The organism is Azospirillum sp. A1-3 (genome assembly GCF_023806445.1).
Taxonomy (GTDB): Bacteria; Pseudomonadota; Alphaproteobacteria; order Azospirillales; family Azospirillaceae; genus Azospirillum.
In genome coordinates this window covers 366,770-391,665 of the sequence record NZ_JAMSLU010000001.1, presented here as the reverse complement: position 1 = coordinate 391,665, position 24,896 = coordinate 366,770, and the positions used below count along the sequence as shown (strand labels likewise).

Sequence of the window (24,896 nt, the reverse complement as noted above, 5' to 3'; positions counted from 1 at the left end):
ATCACACTCCCGCTCAGATGCCCGTGGTCACGTCGATCTTGTTACCCTCGGCGAGGGTGACGACGGCCTTCTTGAAGTCCGAGCGACGGCCGATGGTGCCGCGGAACCGCTTGGTCTTGCCCTTGGAAACCAGGGTGTTGACCGCGGTCACCTTGACGTTGAAGAGACCTTCAACGGCGGCCTTGATCTCCGGCTTGGAGGCCGTGAGCGGCACGCGGAACGTGACCTGGTTGTGCTCCGACACCAACGTCGACTTCTCGGTGATGACGGGAGCGAGGATCAGGTCGTACATCCGCTCCTGGCTCACCGCAGGTTTCGACTGCTTGCTCATTTCAGGCGAGCCTCCAGTTGCTCGACCGCGTTGCGGGTCAGGACCAGCGTGTCGCGGCGGAGAATGTCGTAGACGTTCGCACCCTGCTCCGGCAGCACGTCGATCAGCGGGATGTTGCGCGAAGCCTTGGCGAAGTTCTCGTCCAGGTTCGAGCCATCGATGATCAGCGCCGAAGTCAGGCCGAGGGTGGCGAGACGGGCCGCCAGCTCCTTGGTCTTGTGCGTCTCGGCGGCCGCAGCCTCCAGGACGATCAGCTTGCCCTCGGCGGCCTTGGCCGACAGGGCGGTCTTGAGCGCCAGCTTGCGGACCTTCTTGGTCAGGTCGTGGGCGTGCGAACGCACCACCGGCCCGAAGATGGTCGCACCGCCGCGGAACTGCGGCGAACGGATGGAGCCCTGACGAGCTCGGCCGGTGCCCTTCTGCCCGTAGGGCTTCTTGGTCGTGCCGCTGATCTCGCTGATGCCCTTGGTCTTGTGGTTGCCGGAGCGGCGCTTGGCCAGCTGCCAGTTCACCATGCGAGCCAGCAGGTCGGTGCGGGCCGGCAGACCGAACACGGCGTCCGACAGCTCGATCTCGCCGACGGCTTCGTTGTTCAGATTCTTGATCGTGGCCTTCATGGCGCTCACTCCTGCGTCTCGGCCGGGGCTTCCGCCGCCGGAGCAGACTTGATGCCGGCCGGGAAGGGCAGGCCTTCCGGAGCCTTCTTCTTGACGGCGTCACGGATGCGCAGCCAACCGCCCTCGGCGCCGGGGACGGCACCCTTGAGCATGATCAGACCACGGGCTTCGTCGACGGCGACGACCTGCAGGTTCAGGACCGTAACCCGCTCGTCACCGAGATGACCGGCCATCTTCTTGTTCTTGAAGACCTTGCCGGGGTCCTGACGGTTACCCGTCGAACCGTGCGAACGGTGCGACACCGACACGCCGTGCGTGGCGCGCAGACCACCGAAGTTCCAGCGCTTCATCGCACCGGCAAAGCCCTTGCCGATGGAGGTGCCGGTGACGTCGACGTACTGGCCGGCGACGAAGTGGGCGGCCGACAGCTCGGCACCGACCTCGATCAGGGCATCGGCATCGACGCGGAACTCGACCAGCTTGCGCTTCGGTTCCACGCGCGCCTTGGCGAAATGCCCACGCTCAGGCTTGTTGACGTTCTTGACCTTGATGGCGCCCGCGCCGAGCTGGACGGCAGTGTAGCCATCCTTTTCCTCGGTGCGAACGGCGACGACCTGGCAGCTGTCGACTTTCAGCACAGTGACCGGAACATGCTGGCCGTCGTCCGTGAAGACGCGGGTCATGCCGACTTTCTGCGCGATCAAACCGGATCGCATTGTTCTTTATCTCCTGACCAGGGACATCCGCTTACCGGAGAGGTCCCTTACCAACCAAAATCAGAGCTTGATCTCGACGTCGACGCCGGCGGCGAGGTCGAGCTTCATCAGAGCATCCACGGTCTGCGGCGTCGGATCGACGATGTCGAGCAGGCGCTTGTGGGTGCGGATCTCGAACTGTTCGCGCGACTTCTTGTCGATGTGCGGCGAGCGGTTCACGGTGAACTTTTCGATGTGCGTCGGCAGGGGGATCGGGCCCCGCACGCGCGCGCCGGTCCGCTTGGCGGTGTTGACGATCTCGCTGGTCGACTGGTCGAGCACGCGATGATCGAACGCCTTCAGACGGATGCGGATGTTCTGGCTGTCCATGTCCAAACGTCCCTTGCACCTTCTAGCGATGACGCGGACGCGTCACCGGAACTCCACGAGCTGCTTTGGGGCTTCGCCGACAGCGCAAGGCCGCGCGCCGAACCACCGAAGCGGGGCCGACGGGCGACACTGTGACCCATGCGACGAGCCGATACGAAAAAGAACATCCCCCGCGGCGGATGCGCGAAGGGGATGTTCCGTTCAGCAGACGGCGCGCCTCACTGGGAGGCGCGCCGTGCCGTTCGTCTCGGGCTGCGTCTAGGCCGAAGCTGCCTACCACCAACCCAAAATCCAGAGGGCGTAATCTCTAGGCGTTCAGCGCCCGCGTGTCAATCCTGAATCTCCCCCCAGTCGGAGGAAGCTGGATCGACAGGCTGACGGTCCCGAATGCCGACGCCCGATGGCTAGAACCGGGCGGGCCGCCACCCTGCTTGCGCGGAGAAGACGGCCCGTCTCTTACAACCGGCGGCGGGATATTTCCTCGCCGCCCTACCCTTCCCTCCGGCGGTCACCCTGCGGCGACCGTCGGATGGTCATCACTCGACGATCTTGGCAACGACGCCGGCGCCGACGGTGCGGCCGCCTTCGCGGATGGCGAAGCGCAGGCCTTCGTCCATGGCGATCGGAGCGATCAGAGCCACGTCCATGGCGACGTTGTCGCCCGGCATCACCATCTCGACGCCTTCCGGCAGCGAGACCATGCCCGTCACGTCCGTCGTACGGAAGTAGAACTGCGGACGGTAGTTGGTGAAGAACGGGGTGTGACGGCCGCCCTCTTCCTTCGTCAGGATGTAGGCTTCGGCCTTGAACTTGGTGTGCGGGGTGATCGAACCCGGCTTGGCCAGAACCTGGCCGCGCTCGACGTCCTCGCGCTTGGTGCCGCGCAGCAGCGCGCCGATGTTGTCGCCAGCCTCACCCGAGTCGAGCAGCTTGCGGAACATCTCGACGCCGGTGACCGTGGTCTTCACCGTCGCCTTCAGGCCGACGATCTCAACTTCGTCACCGACCTTCACGATGCCGCGCTCGACACGGCCGGTCACCACGGTGCCGCGGCCCGAGATCGAGAACACGTCTTCGATCGGCATCAGGAACGGACGGTCCTTCGGACGCTCCGGCTGCGGGATGTACTCGTCAACCGTCTTCATCAGAGCCAGAACGGCGTCACGGCCGATCTCCGGCTGACGATCTTCCAGCGCGCACAGAGCCGAACCCTTGGTGATCGGAATGTCGTCGCCCGGGAACTGGTAGGAGGACAGCAGCTCGCGAACTTCCAGCTCGACCAGCTCCAGCAGCTCCGGATCGTCGACCATGTCGACCTTGTTCAAGAACACGACCAGCGCCGGAACGCCAACCTGGCGGGCCAGCAGGATGTGCTCGCGGGTCTGCGGCATCGGGCCGTCAGCGGCCGACACGACCAGGATCGCGCCGTCCATCTGGGCAGCGCCCGTGATCATGTTCTTCACGTAGTCGGCGTGGCCCGGGCAGTCGACGTGCGCGTAGTGGCGGTTCTGCGTCTCGTACTCGACGTGGGCCGTCGAGATCGTGATGCCGCGCGCCTTCTCTTCCGGCGCCTTGTCGATCTGGTCGTAAGCGGTGAAGGTGGCGCCGCCGGACTCCGCCAGCACCTTCGTGATCGCCGCCGTCAGCGACGTCTTGCCGTGGTCGACGTGGCCGATCGTGCCAACGTTGCAGTGCGGCTTGTTCCGCTCGAACTTTGCCTTCGCCATGGGGTGGTCTCTCCGTTTCTCAATCGTTCCAGCGGTCTTCAGGCCACCTTGGCGCGGACGCCGTCCGCGATGGCCTGTGGCACCGGCTCATAATGGTCGAACTGCATGCTGTACTGCGCGCGGCCCTGACTCATGGAGCGCAGGGAGTTCACATAGCCGAACATGGCCGCCAAGGGAACCAGTCCCGTGACGATTCGCGCGTTCCCGCGCTGGTCCATGCCGGTGATCTGTCCGCGGCGACCGTTCAGATCGCCGATGACGTCGCCCATATAGTCGTCCGGCGTGATGATTTCGACCCGCATCAGCGGTTCCAACAGCGCCGGAGCGGCTTTTGTCATGGCCTCGCGGAAGGCGGTCCGCGCCGCCAGTTCGAAGGCAAGCGGCGAGGAGTCGACGTCGTGCGCCTCGCCGCCGGTCAGGGTCGCCTTGACGTCGACCACCGGGTAACCGGCGACGACGCCGGCGTCCTTCGCGGCCTCCAGCCCCTTCTGCACACCGGCGACGAACTCGCGAGGCAACCCGGCGGCACGGTTCTCGAACACGAATCCGGCGCCGCGGTCGAGGGCCTCCAGCTTCAAGGTCACACGCGCGAATTGGGCGCGGTCGCCGGTCTGGCGCGCATGGACATGGTCGATTTCGGCCGAACGCAGCACGGTCTCGCGGTAGGCGACCTTGGGCGCGCCAACAGCGGCATCGACGCGGAACTCGCGCTTCATGCGGTCGACGATGATGTCGAGATGCAGTTCGCCCATGCCGCGAATGACGGTCTGGCCGCTTTCACGGTCGACGGAGACCTGAAGCGAGGGATCCTCGTGGCCGAGGCGGTTCAGCGCCGCCGCCATCTTCTCGTGGTCTGCGTCGGTGCGCGGCTCCACCACGATCTCGATCACCGGCTCCGGGACGTCCAGACGCTCCAGCACGATGGGCTTGCCTGGATCGCAGAGGGTATCGCCGGTCGCGGTGTGCTCCAGCCCAGCGAAGGCCACAATGTCGCCGGTGTGGGCGTGCTCGATGTCTTCCCGGCTGTTTGCGTGCATCAACAGCATGCGGCCGATCTTCTCGCGCTCACCCTTCACCGGGTTGAGCAGCGAATCGCCGACGCTCGCGGTGCCGGAATAGATGCGGCAGAAGGTGAGCGTCCCGACATAGGGGTCGTTCATCACCTTGAAGGCGAGGCCCGAGAACGGCGCGCTGTCGTTGGCCGCGCGTTCCTCCGAGCGGTCGCCGCCGACGGCATGGCCCGTCACCGCACCGATGTCGTTCGGCGCCGGCAGATAGTGGACCACCGCGTCGAGCATCGGCTGGATGCCCTTGTTGCGGAAGGCCGATCCGCAGAGCACCGGGACAACGGCATTGGAGATCGTGCCCTTGCGGATCAGCGCGCGCAGGGCATCGGGCGCAGGCTCCTCGCCGCGCTCCAGGTAGGCGGACATTGCCGCCTCATCGAGATCGAGCACGGCCTCCAGCAGCGCCTGACGGGCACTTGCGGCCGGTCCGGCCAGAGTCTCGGGAATGTCGGTATGTTCGAACTCGGCGCCGAGCGTCTCGGCCTTCCAGATCGTGGCGCGCATCGCGACCAGATCGACGACGCCGGAAAAGCCGGCCTCAACGCCGATGGGAAGCTGCAGGACCAGCGGCTTGACGCCCAGCCGGTCGGCCATCATGCCGACACAGCGGTCGAAATCCGCGCCGACACGGTCCATCTTATTGACGAAGGCCATGCGCGGCACGCCGTACTTGTCGGCCTGCCGCCACACGGTCTCGGTCTGGGGCTCGACACCCGCAACCGCGTCGAAGATGGCAACGGCGCCATCCAGGACACGCAAGGACCGCTCGACCTCGATGGTGAAATCCACGTGGCCGGGCGTGTCGATGATGTTGATGCGGTGGTCGCGCCAGAAACAGGTCGTTGCCGCCGAGGTGATGGTGATGCCCCGTTCCTGCTCCTGCTCCATCCAGTCCATGACGGCAGTGCCGTCATTGACCTCGCCCATGCGATAGGACTTGCCGGTATAGAACAGGATGCGCTCGGTCGTCGTCGTCTTGCCAGCATCGATGTGAGCCATGATGCCGATGTTGCGGTAACGGTCGAGGGCGTGCGAACGGGGCATGCAAAATCACCAGGACAGGCGTGAACCTTACCAGCGGTAGTGCGAGAACGCCTTGTTGGCTTCCGCCATGCGGTGCGTATCTTCGCGCTTCTTCACGGCGGTGCCGCGCTGGCTGGCTGCATCGAGCAGCTCACCCGACAGACGCTCGGTCATGGTGTTTTCCGAGCGGGCGCGGGCGGCGCTGATCAGCCAACGGATGGCGAGAGCCTGGGCGCGGTCCGAACGGACCTCGACCGGAACCTGATAGGTCGCACCACCGACGCGGCGGCTGCGGACTTCCAGGTGCGGCTTCACGTTGGCGAGGGCGTCGTGGAAGACCTGAACGGGATCGTTCTTGGTCTTGACCTCGATACGGCCCAGCGCACCATAGACGATGCCTTCGGCGGCCGACTTCTTGCCGTCCAGCATCAGGCAGTTCATGAACTTCGTCAGGACGCGGTCGCCGTACTTGGCGTCCGGCAGGACTTCACGCTTCTCGGCGCGATGACGACGGGACATCGTGAGTTCTCCTTACTTCGGACGCTTCGCGCCGTACTTCGAACGGCGCTGCTTACGATCCTTGACGCCCTGGGTATCCAGCGTGCCGCGAATGATGTGATAGCGAACGCCGGGAAGATCCTTCACACGACCGCCGCGGATCATGACCACCGAGTGTTCCTGGAGGTTGTGGCCCTCACCAGGGATGTAGCTCGTCACCTCGAAGCCGTTCGTCAGACGAACGCGGGCGACCTTACGGAGCGCCGAGTTCGGCTTCTTCGGGGTGGTGGTGTAAACGCGAGTGCAGACGCCACGCTTCTGCGGGCAAGCCTCCATCGCGGGAACCTTGTTGCGCGCGGCCAACGGCTCGCGCGGCTTACGGATCAACTGGTTGATCGTCGGCATATCTGCCCTTCATCCCTTCAAGATCACTCGGCCGGACGAGCCGGACGAAGCAAAAGCCCGCCTGCGAAACGTTGCCGTTCCGAGCGGGCTGAATGAGCGAAAGCCGATCGGAGGACTCCGATCGGCGGGATCGGTGGATTCAAGCGGACACACGGAGAGCCCCGGTGTCCTTTGAAGTTCGCGGACTTTAGGGAAAGGCCAACGGAGAGTCAAGGACGGTCTTGCGCCTTCGGAACGCACCTCATGACGACCGGCAGTGCCTAAAGAAAAGGGCGCGTCCCTTCCGGAACGCGCCCCCTCCCCAACTCAGTCGACCCGACAGATCAGGCCGCGGAGCTTTCCTCGCCCGGGGTCGGCAGGGCCGGAGTTTCCTCCGGAGCGCCGGCCTCCAAGGCCGCCTCGCGGTCACGCTCGGCGGCGATCAGCTTCAGGCGGTTCACCACGGAGCCAGTGCCGGCCGGGATCAGACGGCCGACGATGACGTTCTCCTTCAGGCCCTCCAGGTTGTCGACCTTGCCGCCGACGGCCGCTTCCGTGAGAACGCGGGTGGTTTCCTGGAACGACGCGGCCGAGATGAAGGAGCGCGTCTGCAGGCTGGCCTTGGTGATGCCCTGGAGAACCGGATGGCCGTGGGCCGGCTGCAGCCCCTCGGCAACCGTCTTCTCGTTCTCCTCGTCGAACTCCTGACGGTCGACCTGCTCGCCCACCAGGAAGGTGGTCTCGCCGGCGTCGGTGATCTCGACCTTCTGCAGCATCTGGCGAACGATCACCTCGATGTGCTTGTCGTTGATCTTCACGCCCTGCAGTCGATAGACGTCCTGGATTTCGTTGATCAGGTAGTCGGCCAAGGCCTCCACACCCATCACCGCCAGGATGTCGTGCGGCACCGGGTTGCCGTCCATCAGCAGATCGCCGCGTTCGACATAGTCACCCTCCTGCACGGAGATGTGCTTGCCCTTCGGGATCAGATACTCCTTCTCGTCGCCGGTCTCGTCGTTGCGGACAACGATGCGGCGCTTGGTCTTGTAGTCCTTACCGAATTCGACGCGACCGCTCATTTCCGAGATGATGGCGAAGTCCTTCGGACGACGCGCCTCGAACAGCTCGGCCACGCGCGGCAGACCACCGGTGATGTCGCGGGTCTTGGACGACTCGCGCGGGATACGCGCCAGCACGTCGCCGGCCCGGACCTCTGCACCGTTCTCCACCGACAGGATGGCGTCCACCGACATGAAGTAGCGGGCTTCCAGGCCGTTCGGCAGCGTGATCAGCTCGCCCCGATCGTCCACCAGCGCGATACGCGGCTTCAGATCGGCACCGCGCGGCTGCTGGCGCCAGTCGACCACCACCTTGGAGCTGATGCCCGTCGCCTCGTCCATCACCTCGCGCATGGAGATGCCTTCCACGAGGTCGATGTAGCGGGCGGTACCGGCGCGCTCGGTGATGATCGGCAGGGTGTAGGGGTCCCACTCGGCCAGCTTAGCGCCGCGCTCGACCTTAACACCCTCGTCCGCCAGCAGCTTGGCACCGTACGGCACGCGGTGACGCGCCCGCTCGCGGCCCTGCTCGTCGAGCAGGATCACTTCGGTGCTTCGGCCCATGACGACCGGGATGCCCGAGGAGTTCATGACGACGTTGCGGTTGTTGATCCGCACCGTCGCGTCGAACGCCGCCTCGATCTGGCTCTGCTCCGCACCGCGCTGCGCCGCACCACCGATGTGGAAGGTACGCATCGTCAGCTGGGTGCCCGGCTCGCCGATCGACTGCGCCGCGATGACGCCGACCGCCTCGCCGGTGTTGACCAGCGTGCCGCGGGCCAGATCACGGCCGTAGCACTTGGCGCAGACGCCGTCGCGGGTCTCACAGGTCAAGACCGAGCGGATCTTGACCGAGTCGATGCCCGACCGCTCGATGCGGTCGACCGTCGGCTCGTCGATCAGGCCGCCGTCCTCGACGATCAGCTCGCCGTTCAACGGGTCGATCACCGCCCCGACGACGGTGCGGCCGAGGATGCGGTCGCCCAGCGGGGAGATGACCTCGCCGCCGTCGATCACCGCCTTCACGGTGATGCCGCGCTCGGTGCCGCAATCATGCTCGACGATGATGGCGTCCTGCGCCACGTCGACCAGACGGCGGGTCAGGTAACCGGAGTTGGCCGTCTTCAAGGCGGTGTCGGCCAGACCCTTGCGGGCGCCGTGGGTGGAGTTGAAGTACTCCAGCACGGTCAGGCCTTCCTTAAAGTTCGAGATGATCGGCGTCTCGATGATCTCGCCCGACGGCTTGGCCATCAGGCCGCGCATGCCGGCCAGCTGACGGATCTGCGCGGCGGAACCACGCGCACCGGAGTGGGCCATCATGTACACCGAGTTGACGGGCTTGCCGGCTTCGGTGGTCGAGATCGCCTTCATCATCTCGGACGCGACCTTTTCGGTGCATTCCGACCAAACGTCGACGACTTTGTTGTACTTCTCGCCTTGCGTGATCAGGCCGTCGAGATACTGCTGCTCGAACTCCTTCACCCGCTCCTTCGACTCGTTGACCAGCTTCTCCTTGGCGGCGGGGATGACCATGTCGTCCTTGCCGAAGGAGATGCCGGCGCGGCAAGCGTGGCCGAAGCCTAGCTTCATCAGGCGATCGGCGAAAATCACCGTCTCCTTCTGACCGCAATGGCGGTAGACGGCGTCGATGACGTTGCCGACGTCCTTCTTGGTCAGGACGCGGTTGATCAGCGAGAACGGCACCTTCGGGTGACGCGGCAGCAGCTCCGACAGGAGCATGCGGCCCGGCGTCGTCTCGACGATGCTGATCAGCTCGTTGCCCTCGTCGTCAACGCCGACGTAGCGCGCCTTGATCTTCGCATGGATCGACAGGACCTTGGCGTTCAGCGCCTGCTCGATTTCCGAGACATTGGCGAACACCATGCCCTCGCCCTTCTCGCTCGGGCGATCCATGGAGATGTAGTAGATGCCGAGGACGATATCCTGCGACGGCACGATGATCGGCTTGCCGTTGGCGGGCGACAGGATGTTGTTGGTCGACATCATCAGGACGCGCGCTTCCAGCTGGGCCTCGAGGCTCAGGGGCACGTGCACGGCCATCTGGTCGCCGTCGAAGTCGGCGTTGAAGGCGGTGCAGACCAGCGGGTGCAGCTGGATCGCCTTGCCTTCGATCAGCGTCGGCTCGAACGCCTGGATGCCGAGACGGTGCAGCGTCGGCGCCCGGTTCAGCATCACCGGATGCTCGCGGATGACCTCTTCCAGGATGTCCCAGACCTCGGGACGTTCCTTTTCCACCATCCGCTTGGCGGCTTTGATGGTGGAGGCGAGGCCGTACAGCTCCAGCTTGGCGTAGATGAAGGGCTTGAACAGCTCCAGCGCCATCTTCTTCGGCAGGCCGCACTGGTGCAGCTTCAGCTCCGGACCGACGACGATGACCGAACGGCCGGAATAGTCGACGCGCTTGCCGAGCAGGTTCTGACGGAAGCGGCCCTGCTTGCCCTTCAGCATGTCGGACAGCGACTTCAGCGGACGCTTGTTGGCGCCGGTGATGACGCGGCCACGGCGGCCGTTGTCGAACAGAGCGTCGACGGCCTCCTGCAGCATGCGCTTCTCGTTGCGGACGATGATGTCCGGCGCCTTCAGCTCGATCAGCCGCTTCAGACGGTTGTTGCGGTTGATGACGCGGCGGTACAGGTCGTTCAGGTCGGACGTGGCGAAGCGGCCGCCGTCCAGCGGGACCAGCGGACGCAGTTCGGGCGGGATCACCGGAATGACTTCCAGGATCATCCACTCCGGACGCGACTGCGAGGCCAGGAAGGCGTCGATCAGCTTCAGGCGTTTGACCAGCTTCTTGCGCTTGGCTTCGGAGTTGGTGTCGCGCAGATCCTCACGGCAGCGCTTCTTCTCCTCGTCGAGGTCGAGCGCGGACAGCATGATGCGCAGCGCTTCGGCACCGATCGACGCGGTGAAGGCGTCCTCACCGTACTCGTCCTGGGCGTTCAGGTACTCTTCCTCGTTCAGCAGCGAATGCAGCTTCAGCGGGGTGAGGCCCGGCTCGATGACGACGTAGTTTTCGAAATAGAGGATGCGCTCCAGATCCTTGAGAGTCATGTCGAGCAGCAGGCCGATGCGGCTCGGCAGCGACTTCAGGAACCAGATGTGCGCGACGGGAGACGCCAGTTCGATATGGCCCATGCGCTCGCGCCGGACCTTCGACAGCGTGACCTCGACGCCGCACTTCTCGCAGATGATGCCGCGATACTTCATGCGCTTGTACTTGCCGCACAAGCACTCGTAGTCCTTGATCGGGCCGAAGATGCGGGCGCAGAACAGGCCGTCGCGCTCCGGCTTGAAGGTGCGATAGTTGATGGTTTCCGGCTTCTTGATCTCGCCGTAGGACCAGGACCGGATCCGCTCGGGGCTCGCGATCTGGATGCGGATCTGATCGAAGCTCTGCGGCCCCTGGACCTGGCCGAAAATGTTCATCAACTCATTCATGACCGTCTCCCGCTGGCATCGCCGCGTTGTCGGTTAAGGGCAGTGCATGACCCCGGAGCGGTGCTCGCACCGTTCCGGGGTTTGGTCACGTCAAATCGGCTCAGTAGGACCGCTGGTTCAGTTCGACGTTCAAGCCGAGCGAGCGCAGCTCCTTGACCAGCACGTTGAACGACTCCGGAATGCCGGCCTCGAAGTTGTCGTCGCCGCGGACGATGGCCTCGTAAACCTTGGTGCGGCCGGACACGTCGTCCGACTTCACCGTCAGCATTTCCTGCAGCGTGTAGGCGGCGCCGTAGGCTTCCAGCGCCCAGACCTCCATCTCACCGAAGCGCTGACCGCCGAACTGGGCCTTGCCACCCAGCGGCTGCTGCGTGACCAGCGAGTAGGGGCCGATCGACCGGGCGTGGATCTTGTCGTCCACCAGGTGGTGCAGCTTCAGCATGTAGATGTAGCCGACGGTGACCTTGCGGTCGAAAGTCTCGCCGGTCCGGCCATCCACCAGCGTCGACTGGCCCGACCGGTCAAAACCGGCACGCTCCAGATGGACGCAGATGTCCTCCTCGCGGGCGCCGTCGAAGACCGGCGTCGCGAAGGGCACGCCCTTGCGCAGGTTGCCGCCCAGCTCCAGCAGCTCGCCGTCGGTCATGTCGGCGATGTCCTCGTTGTAGGTCACCTCGCCGTACGCCGACTTCAGCGTGCTGCGCAGGGCCTCCAGCTGGGGAGCGCCTTCCGCCTTCTGGCGGATCGCCAGACGGTACTGGTCGACCGCGCGGCCGATCTGCTTGCCGAGACCCGAGGCCGCCCAACCGAGGTGGGTTTCCAGGATCTGACCGACGTTCATGCGCGACGGCACGCCCAGCGGGTTCAGCACCAGATCGACCGGGGTGCCGTCCTCGAGGTACGGCATGTCCTCCTGCGGGATGATGCGCGAGACGACGCCCTTGTTGCCGTGACGGCCGGCCATCTTGTCGCCCGGCTGCAGCTTGCGCTTCACCGCGACGAAGACCTTGACCATCTTCATGACGCCCGGCGGCAGCTCGTCACCGCGCTGCAGCTTGTCGACCTTGTTCTCGAAGCGGTCCTGCAGGGCCTTGATCGAGTCGTCGAACACCTTGGCGAGGTTCTCGACGGTCTCCATCACCTGCTCGTCGGCGATGGCGATCTGGCGCCACAGGCCCTTCGACAGGCCGGCCAGAACCTCTTCGGTCAGGACCGTGCCACCCTTCATGCCCTTCGGGCCCGACTGCGCGGTCTGGCCGAGCAGCACTTCCTTCAGGCGGGTGTAGAAGCTGCGCTCCAGAATGCCGCGCTCATCGTCGCGGTCCTTGGCCAGCTTCTCGATCTCGGCGCGTTCGATGGCGAGGGCGCGCTCGTCTTTGTCGACACCGCGGCGGCTGAACACACGGACCTCGACAATGGTGCCGACGACGCCCGGCGGCAGGCGCAGCGAGGTGTCGCGGACGTCGGAAGCCTTCTCGCCGAAGATGGCGCGCAGCAGCTTCTCTTCCGGCGTCATCGGGCTTTCGCCCTTCGGCGTCACCTTGCCGACCAGGATGTCGCCCGGACGGACCTCGGCGCCGATATAGACGATGCCGGCCTCGTCGAGGTTCTTCAGAGCTTCCTCACCCACGTTCGGAATGTCGCGGGTGATTTCCTCCTGGCCCAGCTTGGTGTCGCGGGCCATGACCTCGAACTCCTCGATGTGAATCGAGGTGAAGACGTCGTCCTTGACGATGCGCTCGTTGATGAGGATCGAGTCCTCGAAGTTGTAGCCGTTCCACGGCATGAACGCGACGAGCACGTTCCGGCCGAGCGCCAGCTCGCCGAGGTCGGTCGACGGACCGTCAGCCACGATGTCGCCGGCGTTCACCCGGTCACCAACCTTCACCAGCGGACGCTGGGTGATGCAGGTGTTCTGGTTGGAACGCTGGAACTTCAGCAGGTTGTAGATGTCGACGCCCGGCGCCGTGCTGTCCGAGCTGTCGGTGGCGCGGACGACGATGCGGGTGGCGTCGACCTGGTCGACGATGCCGGAACGCTTGGCGACGATGGTCACGCCGCTGTCGCGGGCAACGGTCGCCTCCATGCCGGTGCCGACCAGCGGCGCGTCGGCCTTCACCAACGGCACCGCCTGACGCTGCATGTTCGAGCCCATCAGCGCGCGGTTGGCGTCGTCGTTCTCCAGGAACGGGATCAGCGCCGCGGCGACGGACACCAGCTGCTTCGGCGACACGTCGATCAGGTCGATCGCCTCGGGCCGGAACATCAGGTATTCACCGCCCTGGCGGCAGGACACCAGATCGGCGGCGAAGCTGTTGTCGGGGTTCAGCTCGGCGTTCGCCTGGGCGACGACGTAGCGGCCCTCCTCCATCGCCGACAGATAGACCACCTCGTTGGTGACCTTGCCGTCGATGACCTTGCGGTAGGGGCTCTCGATGAAGCCGTACTGGTTCACGCGGGCGTAGGTCGCCAGCGAGTTGATCAGACCGATGTTCGGACCTTCCGGCGTCTCAATCGGGCAGATGCGGCCATAGTGCGTCGGGTGCACGTCGCGCACCTCGAAGCCGGCGCGCTCGCGGGTCAGACCGCCCGGGCCGAGAGCCGAGAGACGACGCTTGTGCGTGATCTCGGACAGCGGGTTGGTCTGGTCCATGAACTGCGACAGCTGCGACGAACCGAAGAACTCGCGCACGGCGGCGGCCGCCGGCTTCGCGTTGATCAGGTCGTGCGGCATCACCGTGTCGATCTCGACCGAGCTCATGCGCTCGCGGATCGCACGTTCCATGCGCAGCAGGCCGACGCGGTACTGGTTCTCCATCAGCTCGCCGACCGAGCGCACGCGGCGGTTGCCGAGATGGTCGATGTCGTCGATTTCGCCGCGGCCATCCTTCAGGTTCACCAGAACCTTCAGGATCTCCAGGATGTCCTCCTTGCGGAGAACGCGCATCTGGTCGTCCGTCTGGAAGTTCAGGCGGGCGTTCATCTTCACGCGGCCCACGGCCGACAGGTCGTAGCGCTCGCTGTCGAAGAACAGGCCCGAGAACAGCGCCTCGGCCGATTCCAGGGTCGGCGGCTCGCCCGGACGCATGACGCGGTAGATGTCGATCAGGGCATCTTCGCGGCTGGCGTTGCGGTCCGCATTCATGGTGTTGCGGATGTAGGCGCCGACGTTCAGATGGTCGATCGCCAGCACCGGCAGCTCATCGACGCCGGTCTTCTCCAGCTTGTCGAGGTCGCTCGCCGACAGCTCGTCACCGGCTTCGAACAGGACTTCGCCCGTGCGCTCGTTGATGATGTCGACGGCGAGGTAGCGGCCGGTCAGCTCCTCGGTGGAGACCTGCTGCTCGGTCAGGCCGGCCTCGACCAGCTTCTTGATGACGCGCGGGGTCATCTTGGTGCCGGCCTCGGCGACGATGGCGCCGGTGGAGGCGTCCACGAGGTCCGAAATCAGCTTGACGCCCTTCATCCGCTCGGCGCTGAACGGGGTCTTCCAACCGCCGGCCGAGCGCGTGTAGGTGATGGTGTCGTAGAAGTAGTTGAGGATCTCTTCCTTGGCCATGCCCTGCGCCTCGTAGGGCAGCAGGTCCTTGCGGTTGGCCTTGCGCTCGGCGCGCAGCGCCTCGGTCTCCGCGCCGTCCAGAGCAAACAGCAGCGTGGTGGCCGGCAGCTTGCGGCGGCGGTCGATGCGAACGTAGACGAGATCTTTGGCGTCGAACTCGAAGTCGAGCCAGGAACCGCGATAGGGAATGACGCGGGCGGCGAACAGATACTTGCCCGACGCGTGGGTCTTGCCCTTGTCATGGTCGAAGAAGACGCCCGGGCTACGGTGCATCTGCGAGACGATGACGCGTTCGGTGCCGTTGATGACGAAGGTGCCGTTGGCCGTCATCAGGGGCATGTCGCCCATGTAGACGTCCTGCTCCTTGATGTCGCGGATCGAACGGAGGCCGGTGTCCTCCTCGACGTCGAACACGGACAGGCGCAGGGTCACCTTCAGCGGGGCGGCGAAGGTCATGCCACGCTGTTGGCACTCCTCGACGTCGTACTTCGGCTGCTCAAGCTCGTACTTGACGAAATCCAGCACCGCGCGGTCGGAGAAGTCCTTGATCGGGAAGACCGACTTGAACACTTCCTGCAGGCCCAGGTTCGCCCGCTTTTCCGGGGCGATGTCCATTTGCAGGAAGTGGTCGTAGGAGCTGCGCTGCACCTCGATGAGGTTGGGCATCTGGGTGACTTCCGGGATGCGCCCGAAGCTCTTCCGAACACGTTTACGACCCGTAAAGGATTTGGCCATGGATGTCCCCAAACGTCTGTACGTGATGCGCGTTATACCGACCGTTCAACCGACCGCAGGGTCAAGCCGACTGGTGTCGACCGGTCCCGAGGGCGCCCGCGCGGGCCATCCCCATGATGGGGACGGAAAGAGCCGGGCCGGGCAAGCCCGGTCCGGCGGAAGGCAGAAAACGCCGTGCGGCGGCAGGTTCCCTGGGGAACCGACCGCCGTCCGGCGTGGAACTGTATGATCCGTAACGCAGCAAGGTCTTACTTAATATCGACCTTGGCGCCGGCCTCTTCAAGCTGCTTCTTGATCTTGGCGGCCTCGTCCTTCGTGGCGCCTTCCTTGACCGGCTTCGGAGCGCCCTCGACCAGGTCCTTGGCTTCCTTCAGGCCCAGGCCGGTGATCGCACGGACTTCCTTAATCACGTTGATCTTCTTGTCGCCGGCATCGGCGAGGATCACGGTGAACTCGGTCTGCTCTTCGGCCGGAGCGGCAGCGGCAGCGGCCGGGCCAGCGGCGGCAACGGCCACCGGAGCGGCGGCGGAGACGCCCCACTTCTCTTCGAGGAGCTTCGACAGCTCGGCGGCTTCCAGGACGGTCAGGGCCGACAGATCGTCGACGAGCTTCTGCAGATCAGCCATGTTACTACTCCAAACGACTTGAGTTCTGGGGATGGAAAAAAACGAGTGCGTCGAGCCGGCCTTGCGGGCCAGCTCAGGCTGCCTCGTCGTCCTTCTTCGCGTAGGCAGCAAGCACGCGGGCGACCTGGCCACCCGGAGCCTGGAGAACACCGGCGATACGGGTCGCCGGGGTCTGGATCATGCCCACGAGGCGGCCACGCAGTTCGTCCAGCGACGGGAGCGAGGCGAGGGCCTTGACCCCCTCCGCGTCCAGAATCTGGGTGCCGAGGCTGGCGCCGACGATCTTGAGCTTCTCGTTGGTCTTCGCGTAGTCGGCCACCACTTTGGCAGCCGCAACGGGATCCTTCGAGTAGGCGATCGCCGTCGGTCCCTTGAAGAGACCGTCCAGACCTTCGAACTGCGTCCCCTGAAGGGAACGACGGGCGAGCCGGTTCTTCGTCACTTTGAAGCTGGCGCCAGCAGCCCGAACCTTCGCACGCAGGTCGGTGACTTCCTTCACCGTCAGGCCCAGATGGTGGGTGACCACCACCAGGCCCGTGTCCTGGAGCTTCGATTGCAGAGCCGCGATCGTCGCTTCTTTTTGTGTACGATCCACGGATCGCCTCCTTGCACAGAGGTTTACATGAACCCCCTGCCCTTGCGGGCCGGAGGTCCGGCGAACCTGTCCCAGAAGTTCAAGCCGTTCCTGATCCGGTGGACCCGCCTTGACGGGGTCCGGAATGGTCAACGGGTTCAACTCCTGTCTGCGCCGGTGAATTTTAAGCCCTCACCTTCCGGAGAAGGGGCGGACACCTGCGGTCTCGGACAGGGGTGGGTGGGCGATCCGCAGAGGCAGGCCCCCTTGGATCATCCACCCGGTCGTCGCCGGCACCCGAAGGCACCGGCGGCGAAAGACGGTCGATTACGCCGCGGCGCCGGCTGCAGCCGACACGCTGGTGAGATCGAGCTTCAGGCCCGGACCCATCGTCGACGAGAGCGAGACCTTCAGCAGGTACTGGCCCTTGGCGCCGGTCGGCTTCGCACGGGTGATGGCATCGACGAAGGCGCGGATGTTCTGGACCAGCGCCTCTTCCGAGAAGCTGACCTTGCCGACGCCGGCGTGGACGATACCGGTCTTCTCCGCACGGAACTCCACCGCGCCGGCCTTGGCGGCCTTCACGGCGCCGGCCACGTCGGGGGTCACGGTGCCCAGCTTCGGGTTCGGCATCAGGCCGCGCGGGCCGAGGACCTTACCGAGCTTGCCGACCACGCCCATCATGTCGGGCGAGGCGATGCAGCGGTCGAAGTTGATGTTGCCGGCCAGGATCTGTTCGGCGAGATCGTCGCCGCCGACCACGTCGGCGCCGGCGGCCAGGGCCTCATCGACCTTGGCGCCACGGGCGAACACCGCCACGCGGACGGTCTTGCCGGTGCCGTTCGGCAGGTTCACGACGCCGCGGACCATCTGGTCGGCGTGGCGCGGATCGATGCCGAGGTTCATCGCGATTTCGATGGTCTCGTCGAACTTGGCCTTGGCGGCACCCTTGACCAGGGTGACGGCCTCTTCCAGCGAGTAGAAGTTGTCGCGGTTGACGCTCTTGTAGGCGTCGGTCAGACGCTTGCCCAGCTTCGCCATAGGATCAGCCCTCCACCACTTCGAGGCCCATCGAGCGGGCGGAACCGGCGATCATGGTCGCGGCGGCTTCGACGTCGTGCGCGTTCAGGTCGACCATCTTCTTCTGGGCGATCTCGCGGATCTGCGAGGTCGTGACCTGGCCGACGAAACCGCCCTTGCCGGGGGTCGTCGAGCCCTTGTCCTTGCCCGAAGCCTTCTTGAGGAAGTAGCTGACCGGCGGGGTCTTGGTCACGAAGGTGAAGGTGCGGTCGCCGTAAGCGGTGATGACCACGGGAATCGGCATGCCGACTTCCAGGTCCGCCGTCTTGGCGTTGAACGCCTTGCAGAACTCCATGATGTTCAGACCGCGCTGACCGAGCGCCGGACCGATGGGCGGCGACGGGTTCGCCTTGCCGGCCGGAACCTGCAGCTTGATGTAACCGACGATTTTCTTCGCCATCTCACAACCTCCTGGGACGACGCCTCACGCCTGTGACCGGATGGTCCGGCGCGGCGTCGCGGGGTTTTGCGGTTCGGCCATGGCGAGCCTCCCGCAACAGAATGGAGCCACCGATGCAAGCACCGGCAGCTCCGACACGAAAAACTGTGGAACCTTGCGCTTAGATCTTTTCGACCTGCGTGTATTCCAGTTCGACCGGCGTGGAGCGGCCGAAGATCGACACCGCCACCTTGAGGCGGGACTTCTCTTCGTCGACTTCCTCGACGACGCCATTGAACGAGGTGAAGGGACCGTCGCTCACTCGCACCTGCTCGCCCACCTCGAAGGTGATCGAGGGCTTGGGGCGCTCAAAGCCTTCCTGCACCTGATGGATGATCCGTTCGGCCTCCCGCTGGGAAATCGGCTGCGGCTTGCCGCCACCGCCCAGGAAGTCCGTAACCTTCGGCGTGTTCTTCACCAGCGACCAGGATTCGTCGGTGAGGTCCATCTTAACGAGGACATAGCCAGGGAAGAACTTGCGTTCCGTGTTGATCTTGGAACCCCGGCGCACTTCGACCACTTCTTCGGTCGGGACCAGGATTTCCTCGAACTTGTCTTCCAGACCCTTCTGAGCCGCTTTCTCGCGGATGGCCTGGGCGACCTTCTTTTCGAAACCCGAATAGACGTGAACGACGTACCAGCGCGCTGCCATGTCTTAGCCTCCCAGCCCAAGGATCAAGCGAACGGCAACCGCCAGCACCTGATCGACGACGAGGAAGAACAGGGCGGCGAGCACGACCATGACGAACACCATGGCGGTCGTGATGCCGGTTTCCTTGCGGGTCGGCCAGGTGACCCTGGCTACCTCGCGGCGGACCTCGCGCGCGAATTCTGCGGGATTGACTTTAGCCATCGTGCGAACCGTGCGAGCTCCGGAGCGACTGTGAGGGCGCCGCTTTTACCCTAAACCGTTATTGGGACGGGATGGCAGGAGTGGAGGGGATCGAACCCCCAACCCCCGGTTTTGGAGACCGGTGCTCTACCAATTGAGCTACACTCCTATCTCCGTCCGGCCACACCTTTCGGCGTGGGACGCCGCTTAAAGCATTCTTTCGGCGGCGGTGTCAAGGCCTTTCGGCCTGACTTTCGGAATAACTTTTTAGAACGGCTTTCCGGAAGCCCAACCGTACTCTTTAGCCAGATAGAACTCCCCCGCCGAACCGAAGCCCGGCGGGGGAGGCAGGCTTATAGCATCACTCGACGATCTTGGCAACGACGCCGGCGCCGACGGTGCGGCCGCCTTCGCGGATGGCGAAGCGCAGGCCTTCGTCCATGGCGATCGGGGCGATCAGAGCCACGTCCATGGCGACGTTGTCGCCCGGCATCACCATCTCGACGCCTTCCGGCAGCGAGACCATGCCCGTCACGTCCGTCGTACGGAAGTAGAACTGCGGACGGTAGTTGGTGAAGAACGGGGTGTGACGGCCGCCCTCTTCCTTCGTCAGGATGTAGGCTTCGGCCTTGAACTTGGTGTGCGGGGTGATCGAACCCGGCTTGGCCAGAACCTGGCCGCGCTCGACGTCCTCGCGCTTGGTGCCGCGCAGCAGCGCGCCGATGTTGTCGCCAGCCTCACCCGAGTCGAGCAGCTTGCGGAACATCTCGACGCCGGTGACCGTGGTCTTCACCGTCGCCTTCAGGCCGACGATCTCAACTTCGTCACCGACCTTCACGATGCCGCGCTCGACACGGCCGGTCACCACGGTGCCGCGGCCCGAGATCGAGAACACGTCTTCGATCGGCATCAGGAACGGACGGTCCTTCGGACGCTCCGGCTGCGGGATGTACTCGTCAACCGTCTTCATCAGAGCCAGAACGGCGTCACGGCCGATCTCCGGCTGACGATCTTCCAGCGCGCACAGAGCCGAACCCTTGGTGATCGGAATGTCGTCGCCCGGGAACTGGTAGGAGGACAGCAGCTCGCGAACTTCCAGCTCGACCAGCTCCAGCAGCTCCGGATCGTCGACCATGTCGACCTTGTTCAAGAACACGACCAGCGCCGGAACGCCAACCTGGCGGGCCAGCAGGATGTGCTCGCGGGTCTGCGGCATCGGGCCGTCAGCGGCCGACACGACCAGGATCGCGCCGTCCATCTGGGCAGCGCCCGTGATCATGTTCTTCACGTAGTCGGCGTGGCCCGGGCAGTCGACGTGCGCGTAGTGGCGGTTCTGCGTCTCGTACTCGACGTGGGCCGTCGAGATCGTGATGCCGCGCGCCTTCTCTTCCGGCGCCTTGTCGATCTGGTCGTAAGCGGTGAAGGTGGCGCCGCCGGACTCCGCCAGCACCTTCGTGATCGCCGCCGTCAGCGACGTCTTGCCGTGGTCGACGTGGCCGATCGTGCCAACGTTGCAGTGCGGCTTGTTCCGCTCAAACTTTGCCTTCGCCATCGCTTTGGTCTTTCGTTCCCGACGTTCCGGACGCACACAATGGCCCGGCCGAGATCCGTTTTCCGTGGCGCACGCGGGATTGGAGCGGGTGAGGGGAATCGAACCCCCGTCGTAAGCTTGGAAGGCTTCTGCTCTACCATTGAGCTACACCCGCCTAAGCATCCCGCCGGCGCGACCGTCCGGGGCAAACGCGATCACGGACAAGCCGTGGAAAGTAGTGGTGGAAGGGGCTGGATTCGAACCAGCGTACGCTAACGCGGGCAGATTTACAGTCTGCTGCCTTTAACCACTCGGCCACCCTTCCAGTCCGCGGCTTGGCAGTGCCCGCCGCGGAGTTCGGCAATATGCGAATTTTTCAGACCTTGTCAACACGGGTTAAGCGGTTCACACCAGAAAAAATTCGGCCGCGGTCCGCTGCGGCCCCCTCCCCTTCTTCGTGGGTATCATGACGCGCTCCAGACATCCCGGCTCCGGCCCCGCTTCCAGCCGTTCTTCCGAACGCAATGCCGACCACACCGCCGAGCGTTCCGGCGCCAAGGCGCAGCACGGGTCATCGCCGCGGCAGGACCAGGCGGACGACTCCGGGCGGGCCGGCCGGCGGCCGGCGAAGGGAGGGCGTCCGCCGGCCGCGCGTGGCGTGCTTCTCTATGGCCTGCACCCGGTCGCCGCCGCCTGGACGAACCCGGAGCGGCGCATCCACCGGCTGCTGGCGACCGACTCGGGCCGGGCAGCCCTGGAGCCGGCTTTCGCGGCGGCGCGCGCGTTGGGGCTGCAACGCCCAGAGGCTTCGCTGGTCGACCGCATGGAGCTTGAGCGGATGCTGCCGCCGGGCGCCGTCCACCAGGGCATCGTCGTCGACGCCTCTCCCCTGCCGGAGCTGGGCATCGAGGATTTGTGCAACGAGTTGGAGTCGGAGAAATCCGCGGTCATCGTCGCCCTCGACCAAGTGACGGATCCGCACAATGTCGGCGCCATCCTGCGGTCGGCCGCTGCCTTCGGCGCCCGCGCCGTGGTGGTGACCGAACGCCATGCGCCGGAAACCACGGGCGTGTTGGCGAAGAGTGCCTCGGGCGCACTTGAAGCGGTGCCGCTGATTCGCGTCACCAACCTCGCCCGCGCGCTGACCGACCTGCAGCAGAACGGCTTCTGGTCGGTCGGGCTTGCCGAATCGGGACAATCGACCCTGGCCAAGCTGGACCTGACGGGCAAGACCGTGCTGGTCATGGGGGCGGAGGGCAGCGGGTTGCGTCGGCTGACCATGGAGCGCTGCGACGCCATCGCCCGCCTTCCGACCGGTGGGCCGGTGGGCAGCCTCAACGTTTCCAATGCCGCTGCAGTGGCTCTGTACGAGGTCGCCCGCCTGCGCGAGTGACCGCGAAGTGGATCCGGTGCGGCCAAGTGCTTGTTTGCACGGAAAAGGGACGCTAAGGTGTGCCTCCGCCAAGCGACGGGCGCGCCGGATTAGCTCAGCTGGTAGAGCAGCTGATTTGTAATCAGAAGGTCACGGGTTCGATTCCTGTATCCGGCACCACTCTAAGGCCCTGGAAGGTAACGCCTTTCGGGGCTTTTCCACGTCCGAGGTACGCAACGTCGTTTTGCATCGGACCTGTGGCAGGTCCGCCGTGCGGCATTCTGGATCCGCAGGTCTTCAAGTGCGGTGCAGGTCCAACCGGCGCCTCCTAGAACCCGTCGGCAACATTCCCCCGGCGAGGCTGAAGCGCGCTGCTATGCTCAAACCGAGGCGGCCGCCATGGCGGCTTAACTCAACACAAATGGCCTCAAACGAACCCGGATCCGTTCAGTTCAGTTCAGTTCAGCTTGCCTGAGCCGCCCGCGTCTCGCAATCGCTCGTCGGCAGGTTTGAGAACGGCACATATAAGCCGGTAGGCGACGATACACACCGGATTCAGCGAGCCATTCAGCTGGCGAGTAAAGGCATGTCTCAGGCAGCGTCTTCCACGGCGGGCACAGGCCGCACGTGCGACTAAATGCTACAAGGCGGGGCTCGACAAAGAAAAGTTGCTTCACACACCTTCCCTCGGTTGCGTAGATCGCCTATGGCTCTCTCTGCCGTAGATGCTGATCGAGCGCCAAAGCCACAGGGGGGAAGTATGAAGAAGTCCGTGATCTTATCGCTGGCAGGGTCGATAGCCCTTGCCGGCTGCGGATCTGGGTCAAAGGATATTGCCACAGCTTATGCGTCGCCCGTCTCGTACCAGGGCTATACCTGTCAGCAGGTCGCGGCAGAGAGTGAGCGGATCGGACGCCGTGTGTCCGAATTGGCCGGTCGGATCGACAACCGGGCTGACAACGATAAGGTCGCTATGGGGGTTGGACTGGTGCTGTTCTGGCCGGCGCTGTTCTTCCTGAAAGGTGATGGCCCGGAAGCGACAGAGTACGCCCGATTGAAGGGCGAGCATGAAGCGCTTGAGAAAGTCGCGATCGAGAAGAATTGCACCCTTCCGCCACCACCGCAGCCGGCAGCCATTCAGGCATCTGCCACCCCGCAGCAGATAGCTCCGCAGAAGTGATTATGCGTCTCCGCACCGGCATTCATTAAGTGACGTGCTGGTGCGGAGAACGGCAGATAGCTGAAAACTAAACGACATTCGGTCGGAACACCCGAAGGGGTGTCGATCGTGTCCCTGGCCGTGGTGTAGGAGCGGAGAGGCGCTCATGGTCTCCGGGTGGTCTGGCCGGGATTGTCAGGCGGCCACAGCGGGCAGGCTGACGAGGGGATCATCGCCGAGTGGGGCGATGGTTTCCAGCGTCATGTAGCGCGCCCTCTGGACAGCCCATTCGTCGTTCTGTTCCAAGAGGATGGCACCAATGAGGCGCGTAATCGCCTCCTCGTTCGGAAATATGCCGACAACCTCGGTGCGTCGCTTGATCTCGCCGTTGAGACGTTCAATCGGGTTTGTCGAGTGGAGCTTGGCCCGATGCTCCTTGGGAAAGGTCATGAAGGCCAGGACGTCTTCCTCCGCCTCGTCCATCAGGTCGGCTAGCTTCGGCAGCTTTGGACGGACCTGATCAGCCACTTGCCGCCACTGCGTTCGGGCGGATGCCGCATCGTCCTGTGCGAAAGCAGTGGCGATGAAGGCCGCCACGACGCGCCGGCCGCTTTTGCCGGCATGGGCAAGCGCGGTCCTGGAGAAATGCACCCGGCACCTTTGCCACGTCGCCTGGAAGACGCGGGTGACCGCCGCCTTGATGCCGCCATGGGCGTCGGAGATCACCAGCTTGACGCCGCTCAGCCCCCGGCGTTTTAGCTTGCGCAGGAACTCGATCCAGAAGGTCTCGGCCTCCGACGGGCCGATGTCCATGCCCAGGACCTCGCGGCGGCCGTCGGTGTTGACCGCCACCGCGATGGTGACGGCCACCGAGACGATGCGCCCGTTCTGGCGGACCTTCACGTAGGTGGCGTCCAGCCACAGGTAGGGCCAATCGCCTTCGATGGGACGGCCAAGAAAGGTCTTCACCCGTTCGTCGATCTCCTCGCACAGCCGGCTGACCTGGCTCTTGGAGATGCCCGACATCCCCATGGCCTGGACCAGATCGTCGACCGAGCGGGTCGAGATGCCCTGGATGTAGGCCTCCTGGATCACCGCGGTGAGCGCCTTCTCGGCCATCCGCCGCGGCTCCAAAAAGCCGGGGAAGTAAGACCCCTTGCGCAGCTTGGGAATGCGCAACTCAACAGTGCCGGCGCGGGTCTCCCAGTCGCGATCCCGGTAGCCGTTACGCTGGACGAGCCGCTCGGCAGACCGCTCGCCATGACCGGCCCCGGTCAGGCCCTGCACCTCCAGTTCCATCAGCCGTTCGGCGGCGAAGCCGATCATCTCACGCAGAACATCGGCATCCGCGCCCTTCTCAAGCATCGCGCGAAGCGCCATCATCTCGTCGGTCATCGTGGTCACCCTCGGTCGAGGTTGTGTTGTGGTGACCAGACTCTACCGAAGAACCACGATGACCGCCCGCTGTGGATAACCGGCCCGCCTACGCCAGCCATGGGAGGGCGCTGCGGCGGGCCGGTTCCCCACAGCTCCTACACCACCCCGTGGGGCACGACCGGGGTGTCTCACGCCCGCTGGCACCACCGCCCGCTGTGGATGTACGGGCAAGGCCATGGCCGCCCCGGTGCCGCACTGACGGTATTGTCACCACGGAACCCTTGGACGGCAGCACGGTTGGAGGAGGCATTGGAATGCCCTCTGATACCAGCTTGTGCGAAAGGCCGATCATGACCAAGCCCC

General features: G+C 64.7%; 20 protein-coding genes and 4 tRNA genes. 3 read left to right on the top strand and 21 right to left on the bottom strand.

The window, feature by feature from the left end; genetic code table 11:
- Nucleotides 1-13: 13 nt before the first annotated feature.
- The 20 genes from M5E06_RS01810 to M5E06_RS01715 form a co-directional block, all read right to left on the bottom strand.
- On the bottom strand, nt 14-331 hold the full coding sequence (locus M5E06_RS01810; protein WP_012973207.1) for a 50S ribosomal protein L23: 318 nt from the start codon (nt 329-331) through the stop codon (nt 14-16).
- Nucleotides 328-948 (bottom strand): 50S ribosomal protein L4, encoded by a 621-nt coding sequence (gene rplD / locus M5E06_RS01805; RefSeq protein WP_109154401.1) that lies wholly within the window; start codon nt 946-948, stop codon nt 328-330. The genes M5E06_RS01810 and rplD overlap by 4 nt, the downstream gene beginning before the upstream one ends.
- A gap of 5 nt (nt 949-953) precedes the next feature.
- Nucleotides 954-1,664: a 50S ribosomal protein L3 gene (rplC, locus tag M5E06_RS01800; RefSeq protein WP_044549480.1), complete on the bottom strand. Its 711-nt coding sequence runs from the start codon at nt 1,662-1,664 to the stop codon at nt 954-956.
- Between the two features lie 60 nt (nt 1,665-1,724).
- Complete coding sequence (gene rpsJ, locus M5E06_RS01795) at nt 1,725-2,033, bottom strand: 30S ribosomal protein S10 (RefSeq protein ID WP_012973204.1); 309 nt, start codon at nt 2,031-2,033, stop codon at nt 1,725-1,727.
- Between the two features lie 536 nt (nt 2,034-2,569).
- Entirely contained in the window at nt 2,570-3,760 is a 1,191-nt protein-coding gene (gene tuf, locus M5E06_RS01790; protein ID WP_136705163.1) for an elongation factor Tu, read from the bottom strand.
- A gap of 38 nt (nt 3,761-3,798) precedes the next feature.
- On the bottom strand, nt 3,799-5,871 hold the full coding sequence (gene fusA / locus M5E06_RS01785; RefSeq protein WP_252136945.1) for an elongation factor G: 2,073 nt from the start codon (nt 5,869-5,871) through the stop codon (nt 3,799-3,801).
- A 27-nt stretch (nt 5,872-5,898) separates the two neighbouring features.
- Nucleotides 5,899-6,369, bottom strand: coding sequence for a 30S ribosomal protein S7 (gene rpsG, locus M5E06_RS01780; RefSeq protein ID WP_012973202.1), 471 nt, complete (start codon nt 6,367-6,369; stop codon nt 5,899-5,901).
- Nucleotides 6,370-6,381: 12 nt separating this feature from the next.
- Nucleotides 6,382-6,753 (bottom strand): 30S ribosomal protein S12, encoded by a 372-nt coding sequence (gene rpsL / locus M5E06_RS01775; RefSeq protein ID WP_012973201.1) that lies wholly within the window; start codon nt 6,751-6,753, stop codon nt 6,382-6,384.
- Nucleotides 6,754-7,076: 323 nt separating this feature from the next.
- Nucleotides 7,077-11,249, bottom strand: a complete 4,173-nt coding sequence (gene rpoC, locus M5E06_RS01770; protein WP_252136944.1) for a DNA-directed RNA polymerase subunit beta' — start codon at nt 11,247-11,249, stop codon at nt 7,077-7,079.
- A gap of 100 nt (nt 11,250-11,349) precedes the next feature.
- Nucleotides 11,350-15,543 (bottom strand): DNA-directed RNA polymerase subunit beta, encoded by a 4,194-nt coding sequence (gene rpoB / locus M5E06_RS01765; RefSeq protein WP_109150176.1) that lies wholly within the window; start codon nt 15,541-15,543, stop codon nt 11,350-11,352.
- Nucleotides 15,544-15,791: 248 nt separating this feature from the next.
- Nucleotides 15,792-16,169: a 50S ribosomal protein L7/L12 gene (gene rplL, locus M5E06_RS01760; protein ID WP_014246882.1), complete on the bottom strand. Its 378-nt coding sequence runs from the start codon at nt 16,167-16,169 to the stop codon at nt 15,792-15,794.
- A gap of 73 nt (nt 16,170-16,242) precedes the next feature.
- Nucleotides 16,243-16,764 carry a 50S ribosomal protein L10 gene (gene rplJ, locus M5E06_RS01755; RefSeq protein WP_109150177.1) on the bottom strand — a complete coding sequence of 174 codons (522 nt, stop codon included), beginning with the start codon at nt 16,762-16,764 and terminating at the stop codon, nt 16,243-16,245.
- Nucleotides 16,765-17,070: 306 nt separating this feature from the next.
- Complete coding sequence (gene rplA, locus M5E06_RS01750; protein ID WP_109150178.1) at nt 17,071-17,784, bottom strand: 50S ribosomal protein L1; 714 nt, start codon at nt 17,782-17,784, stop codon at nt 17,071-17,073.
- Nucleotides 17,785-17,788: 4 nt separating this feature from the next.
- Nucleotides 17,789-18,223, bottom strand: coding sequence for a 50S ribosomal protein L11 (rplK, locus tag M5E06_RS01745; protein ID WP_109150179.1), 435 nt, complete (start codon nt 18,221-18,223; stop codon nt 17,789-17,791).
- A 160-nt stretch (nt 18,224-18,383) separates the two neighbouring features.
- Nucleotides 18,384-18,914, bottom strand: a complete 531-nt coding sequence (gene nusG, locus M5E06_RS01740; protein ID WP_014246877.1) for a transcription termination/antitermination protein NusG — start codon at nt 18,912-18,914, stop codon at nt 18,384-18,386.
- 3 nt (nt 18,915-18,917) lie between these two features.
- Nucleotides 18,918-19,115: a preprotein translocase subunit SecE gene (gene secE / locus M5E06_RS01735; RefSeq protein ID WP_014246876.1), complete on the bottom strand. Its 198-nt coding sequence runs from the start codon at nt 19,113-19,115 to the stop codon at nt 18,918-18,920.
- Nucleotides 19,116-19,187: 72 nt separating this feature from the next.
- Nucleotides 19,188-19,263 (bottom strand) — tRNA-Trp (locus M5E06_RS01730).
- 192 nt (nt 19,264-19,455) lie between these two features.
- Entirely contained in the window at nt 19,456-20,646 is a 1,191-nt protein-coding gene (gene tuf, locus M5E06_RS01725) for an elongation factor Tu (RefSeq protein WP_136705163.1), read from the bottom strand.
- Nucleotides 20,647-20,726: 80 nt separating this feature from the next.
- A tRNA-Gly gene (locus tag M5E06_RS01720) sits at nt 20,727-20,800 on the bottom strand.
- A gap of 64 nt (nt 20,801-20,864) precedes the next feature.
- Nucleotides 20,865-20,950: transfer RNA gene (locus tag M5E06_RS01715), tRNA-Tyr, on the bottom strand.
- Nucleotides 20,951-21,082: 132 nt separating this feature from the next.
- Here M5E06_RS01715 and rlmB point away from each other — a divergent pair.
- The 3 genes from rlmB to M5E06_RS01700 all read left to right on the top strand — a co-directional run bounded on the left by rlmB (nt 21,083) and on the right by M5E06_RS01700 (nt 23,177).
- Nucleotides 21,083-22,018, top strand: a complete 936-nt coding sequence (rlmB, locus tag M5E06_RS01710; RefSeq protein ID WP_502801955.1) for a 23S rRNA (guanosine(2251)-2'-O)-methyltransferase RlmB — start codon at nt 21,083-21,085, stop codon at nt 22,016-22,018.
- An 83-nt stretch (nt 22,019-22,101) separates the two neighbouring features.
- Nucleotides 22,102-22,177, top strand: a tRNA-Thr gene (locus M5E06_RS01705).
- 580 nt (nt 22,178-22,757) lie between these two features.
- The gene (locus M5E06_RS01700; protein WP_252136942.1) at nt 22,758-23,177 is read left to right on the top strand and encodes a hypothetical protein; all 420 of its coding nucleotides are present in this window, start codon (nt 22,758-22,760) and stop codon (nt 23,175-23,177) included.
- Between the two features lie 174 nt (nt 23,178-23,351).
- Here the strand turns inward: M5E06_RS01700 and M5E06_RS01695 are convergent, their stop codons facing one another.
- Nucleotides 23,352-24,551, bottom strand: coding sequence for an IS256 family transposase (locus M5E06_RS01695; protein ID WP_252136941.1), 1,200 nt, complete (start codon nt 24,549-24,551; stop codon nt 23,352-23,354).
- Nucleotides 24,552-24,896 lie beyond the last annotated feature (345 nt).

Coding starts and splice junctions, on each gene's coding strand:
- M5E06_RS01810 (WP_012973207.1), bottom strand. CDS start 331: ATGAGCAAGCAGTCGAAACCTGCGGTGAGCCAGGAGCGGATGTACGAC.
- rplD (WP_109154401.1), bottom strand. CDS start 948: ATGAAGGCCACGATCAAGAATCTGAACAACGAAGCCGTCGGCGAGATC.
- rplC (WP_044549480.1), bottom strand. CDS start 1,664: ATGCGATCCGGTTTGATCGCGCAGAAAGTCGGCATGACCCGCGTCTTC.
- rpsJ (WP_012973204.1), bottom strand. CDS start 2,033: ATGGACAGCCAGAACATCCGCATCCGTCTGAAGGCGTTCGATCATCGC.
- tuf (WP_136705163.1), bottom strand. CDS start 3,760: ATGGCGAAGGCAAAGTTCGAGCGGAACAAGCCGCACTGCAACGTTGGC.
- fusA (WP_252136945.1), bottom strand. CDS start 5,871: ATGCCCCGTTCGCACGCCCTCGACCGTTACCGCAACATCGGCATCATG.
- rpsG (WP_012973202.1), bottom strand. CDS start 6,369: ATGTCCCGTCGTCATCGCGCCGAGAAGCGTGAAGTCCTGCCGGACGCC.
- rpsL (WP_012973201.1), bottom strand. CDS start 6,753: ATGCCGACGATCAACCAGTTGATCCGTAAGCCGCGCGAGCCGTTGGCC.
- rpoC (WP_252136944.1), bottom strand. CDS start 11,249: ATGAATGAGTTGATGAACATTTTCGGCCAGGTCCAGGGGCCGCAGAGC.
- rpoB (WP_109150176.1), bottom strand. CDS start 15,543: ATGGCCAAATCCTTTACGGGTCGTAAACGTGTTCGGAAGAGCTTCGGG.
- rplL (WP_014246882.1), bottom strand. CDS start 16,169: ATGGCTGATCTGCAGAAGCTCGTCGACGATCTGTCGGCCCTGACCGTC.
- rplA (WP_109150178.1), bottom strand. CDS start 17,784: ATGGCGAAGCTGGGCAAGCGTCTGACCGACGCCTACAAGAGCGTCAAC.
- rplK (WP_109150179.1), bottom strand. CDS start 18,223: ATGGCGAAGAAAATCGTCGGTTACATCAAGCTGCAGGTTCCGGCCGGC.
- nusG (WP_014246877.1), bottom strand. CDS start 18,914: ATGGCAGCGCGCTGGTACGTCGTTCACGTCTATTCGGGTTTCGAAAAG.
- secE (WP_014246876.1), bottom strand. CDS start 19,115: ATGGCTAAAGTCAATCCCGCAGAATTCGCGCGCGAGGTCCGCCGCGAG.
- tuf (WP_136705163.1), bottom strand. CDS start 20,646: ATGGCGAAGGCAAAGTTTGAGCGGAACAAGCCGCACTGCAACGTTGGC.
- M5E06_RS01700 (WP_252136942.1), top strand. CDS start 22,758: ATGAAGAAGTCCGTGATCTTATCGCTGGCAGGGTCGATAGCCCTTGCC.
- M5E06_RS01695 (WP_252136941.1), bottom strand. CDS start 24,551: ATGACCGACGAGATGATGGCGCTTCGCGCGATGCTTGAGAAGGGCGCG.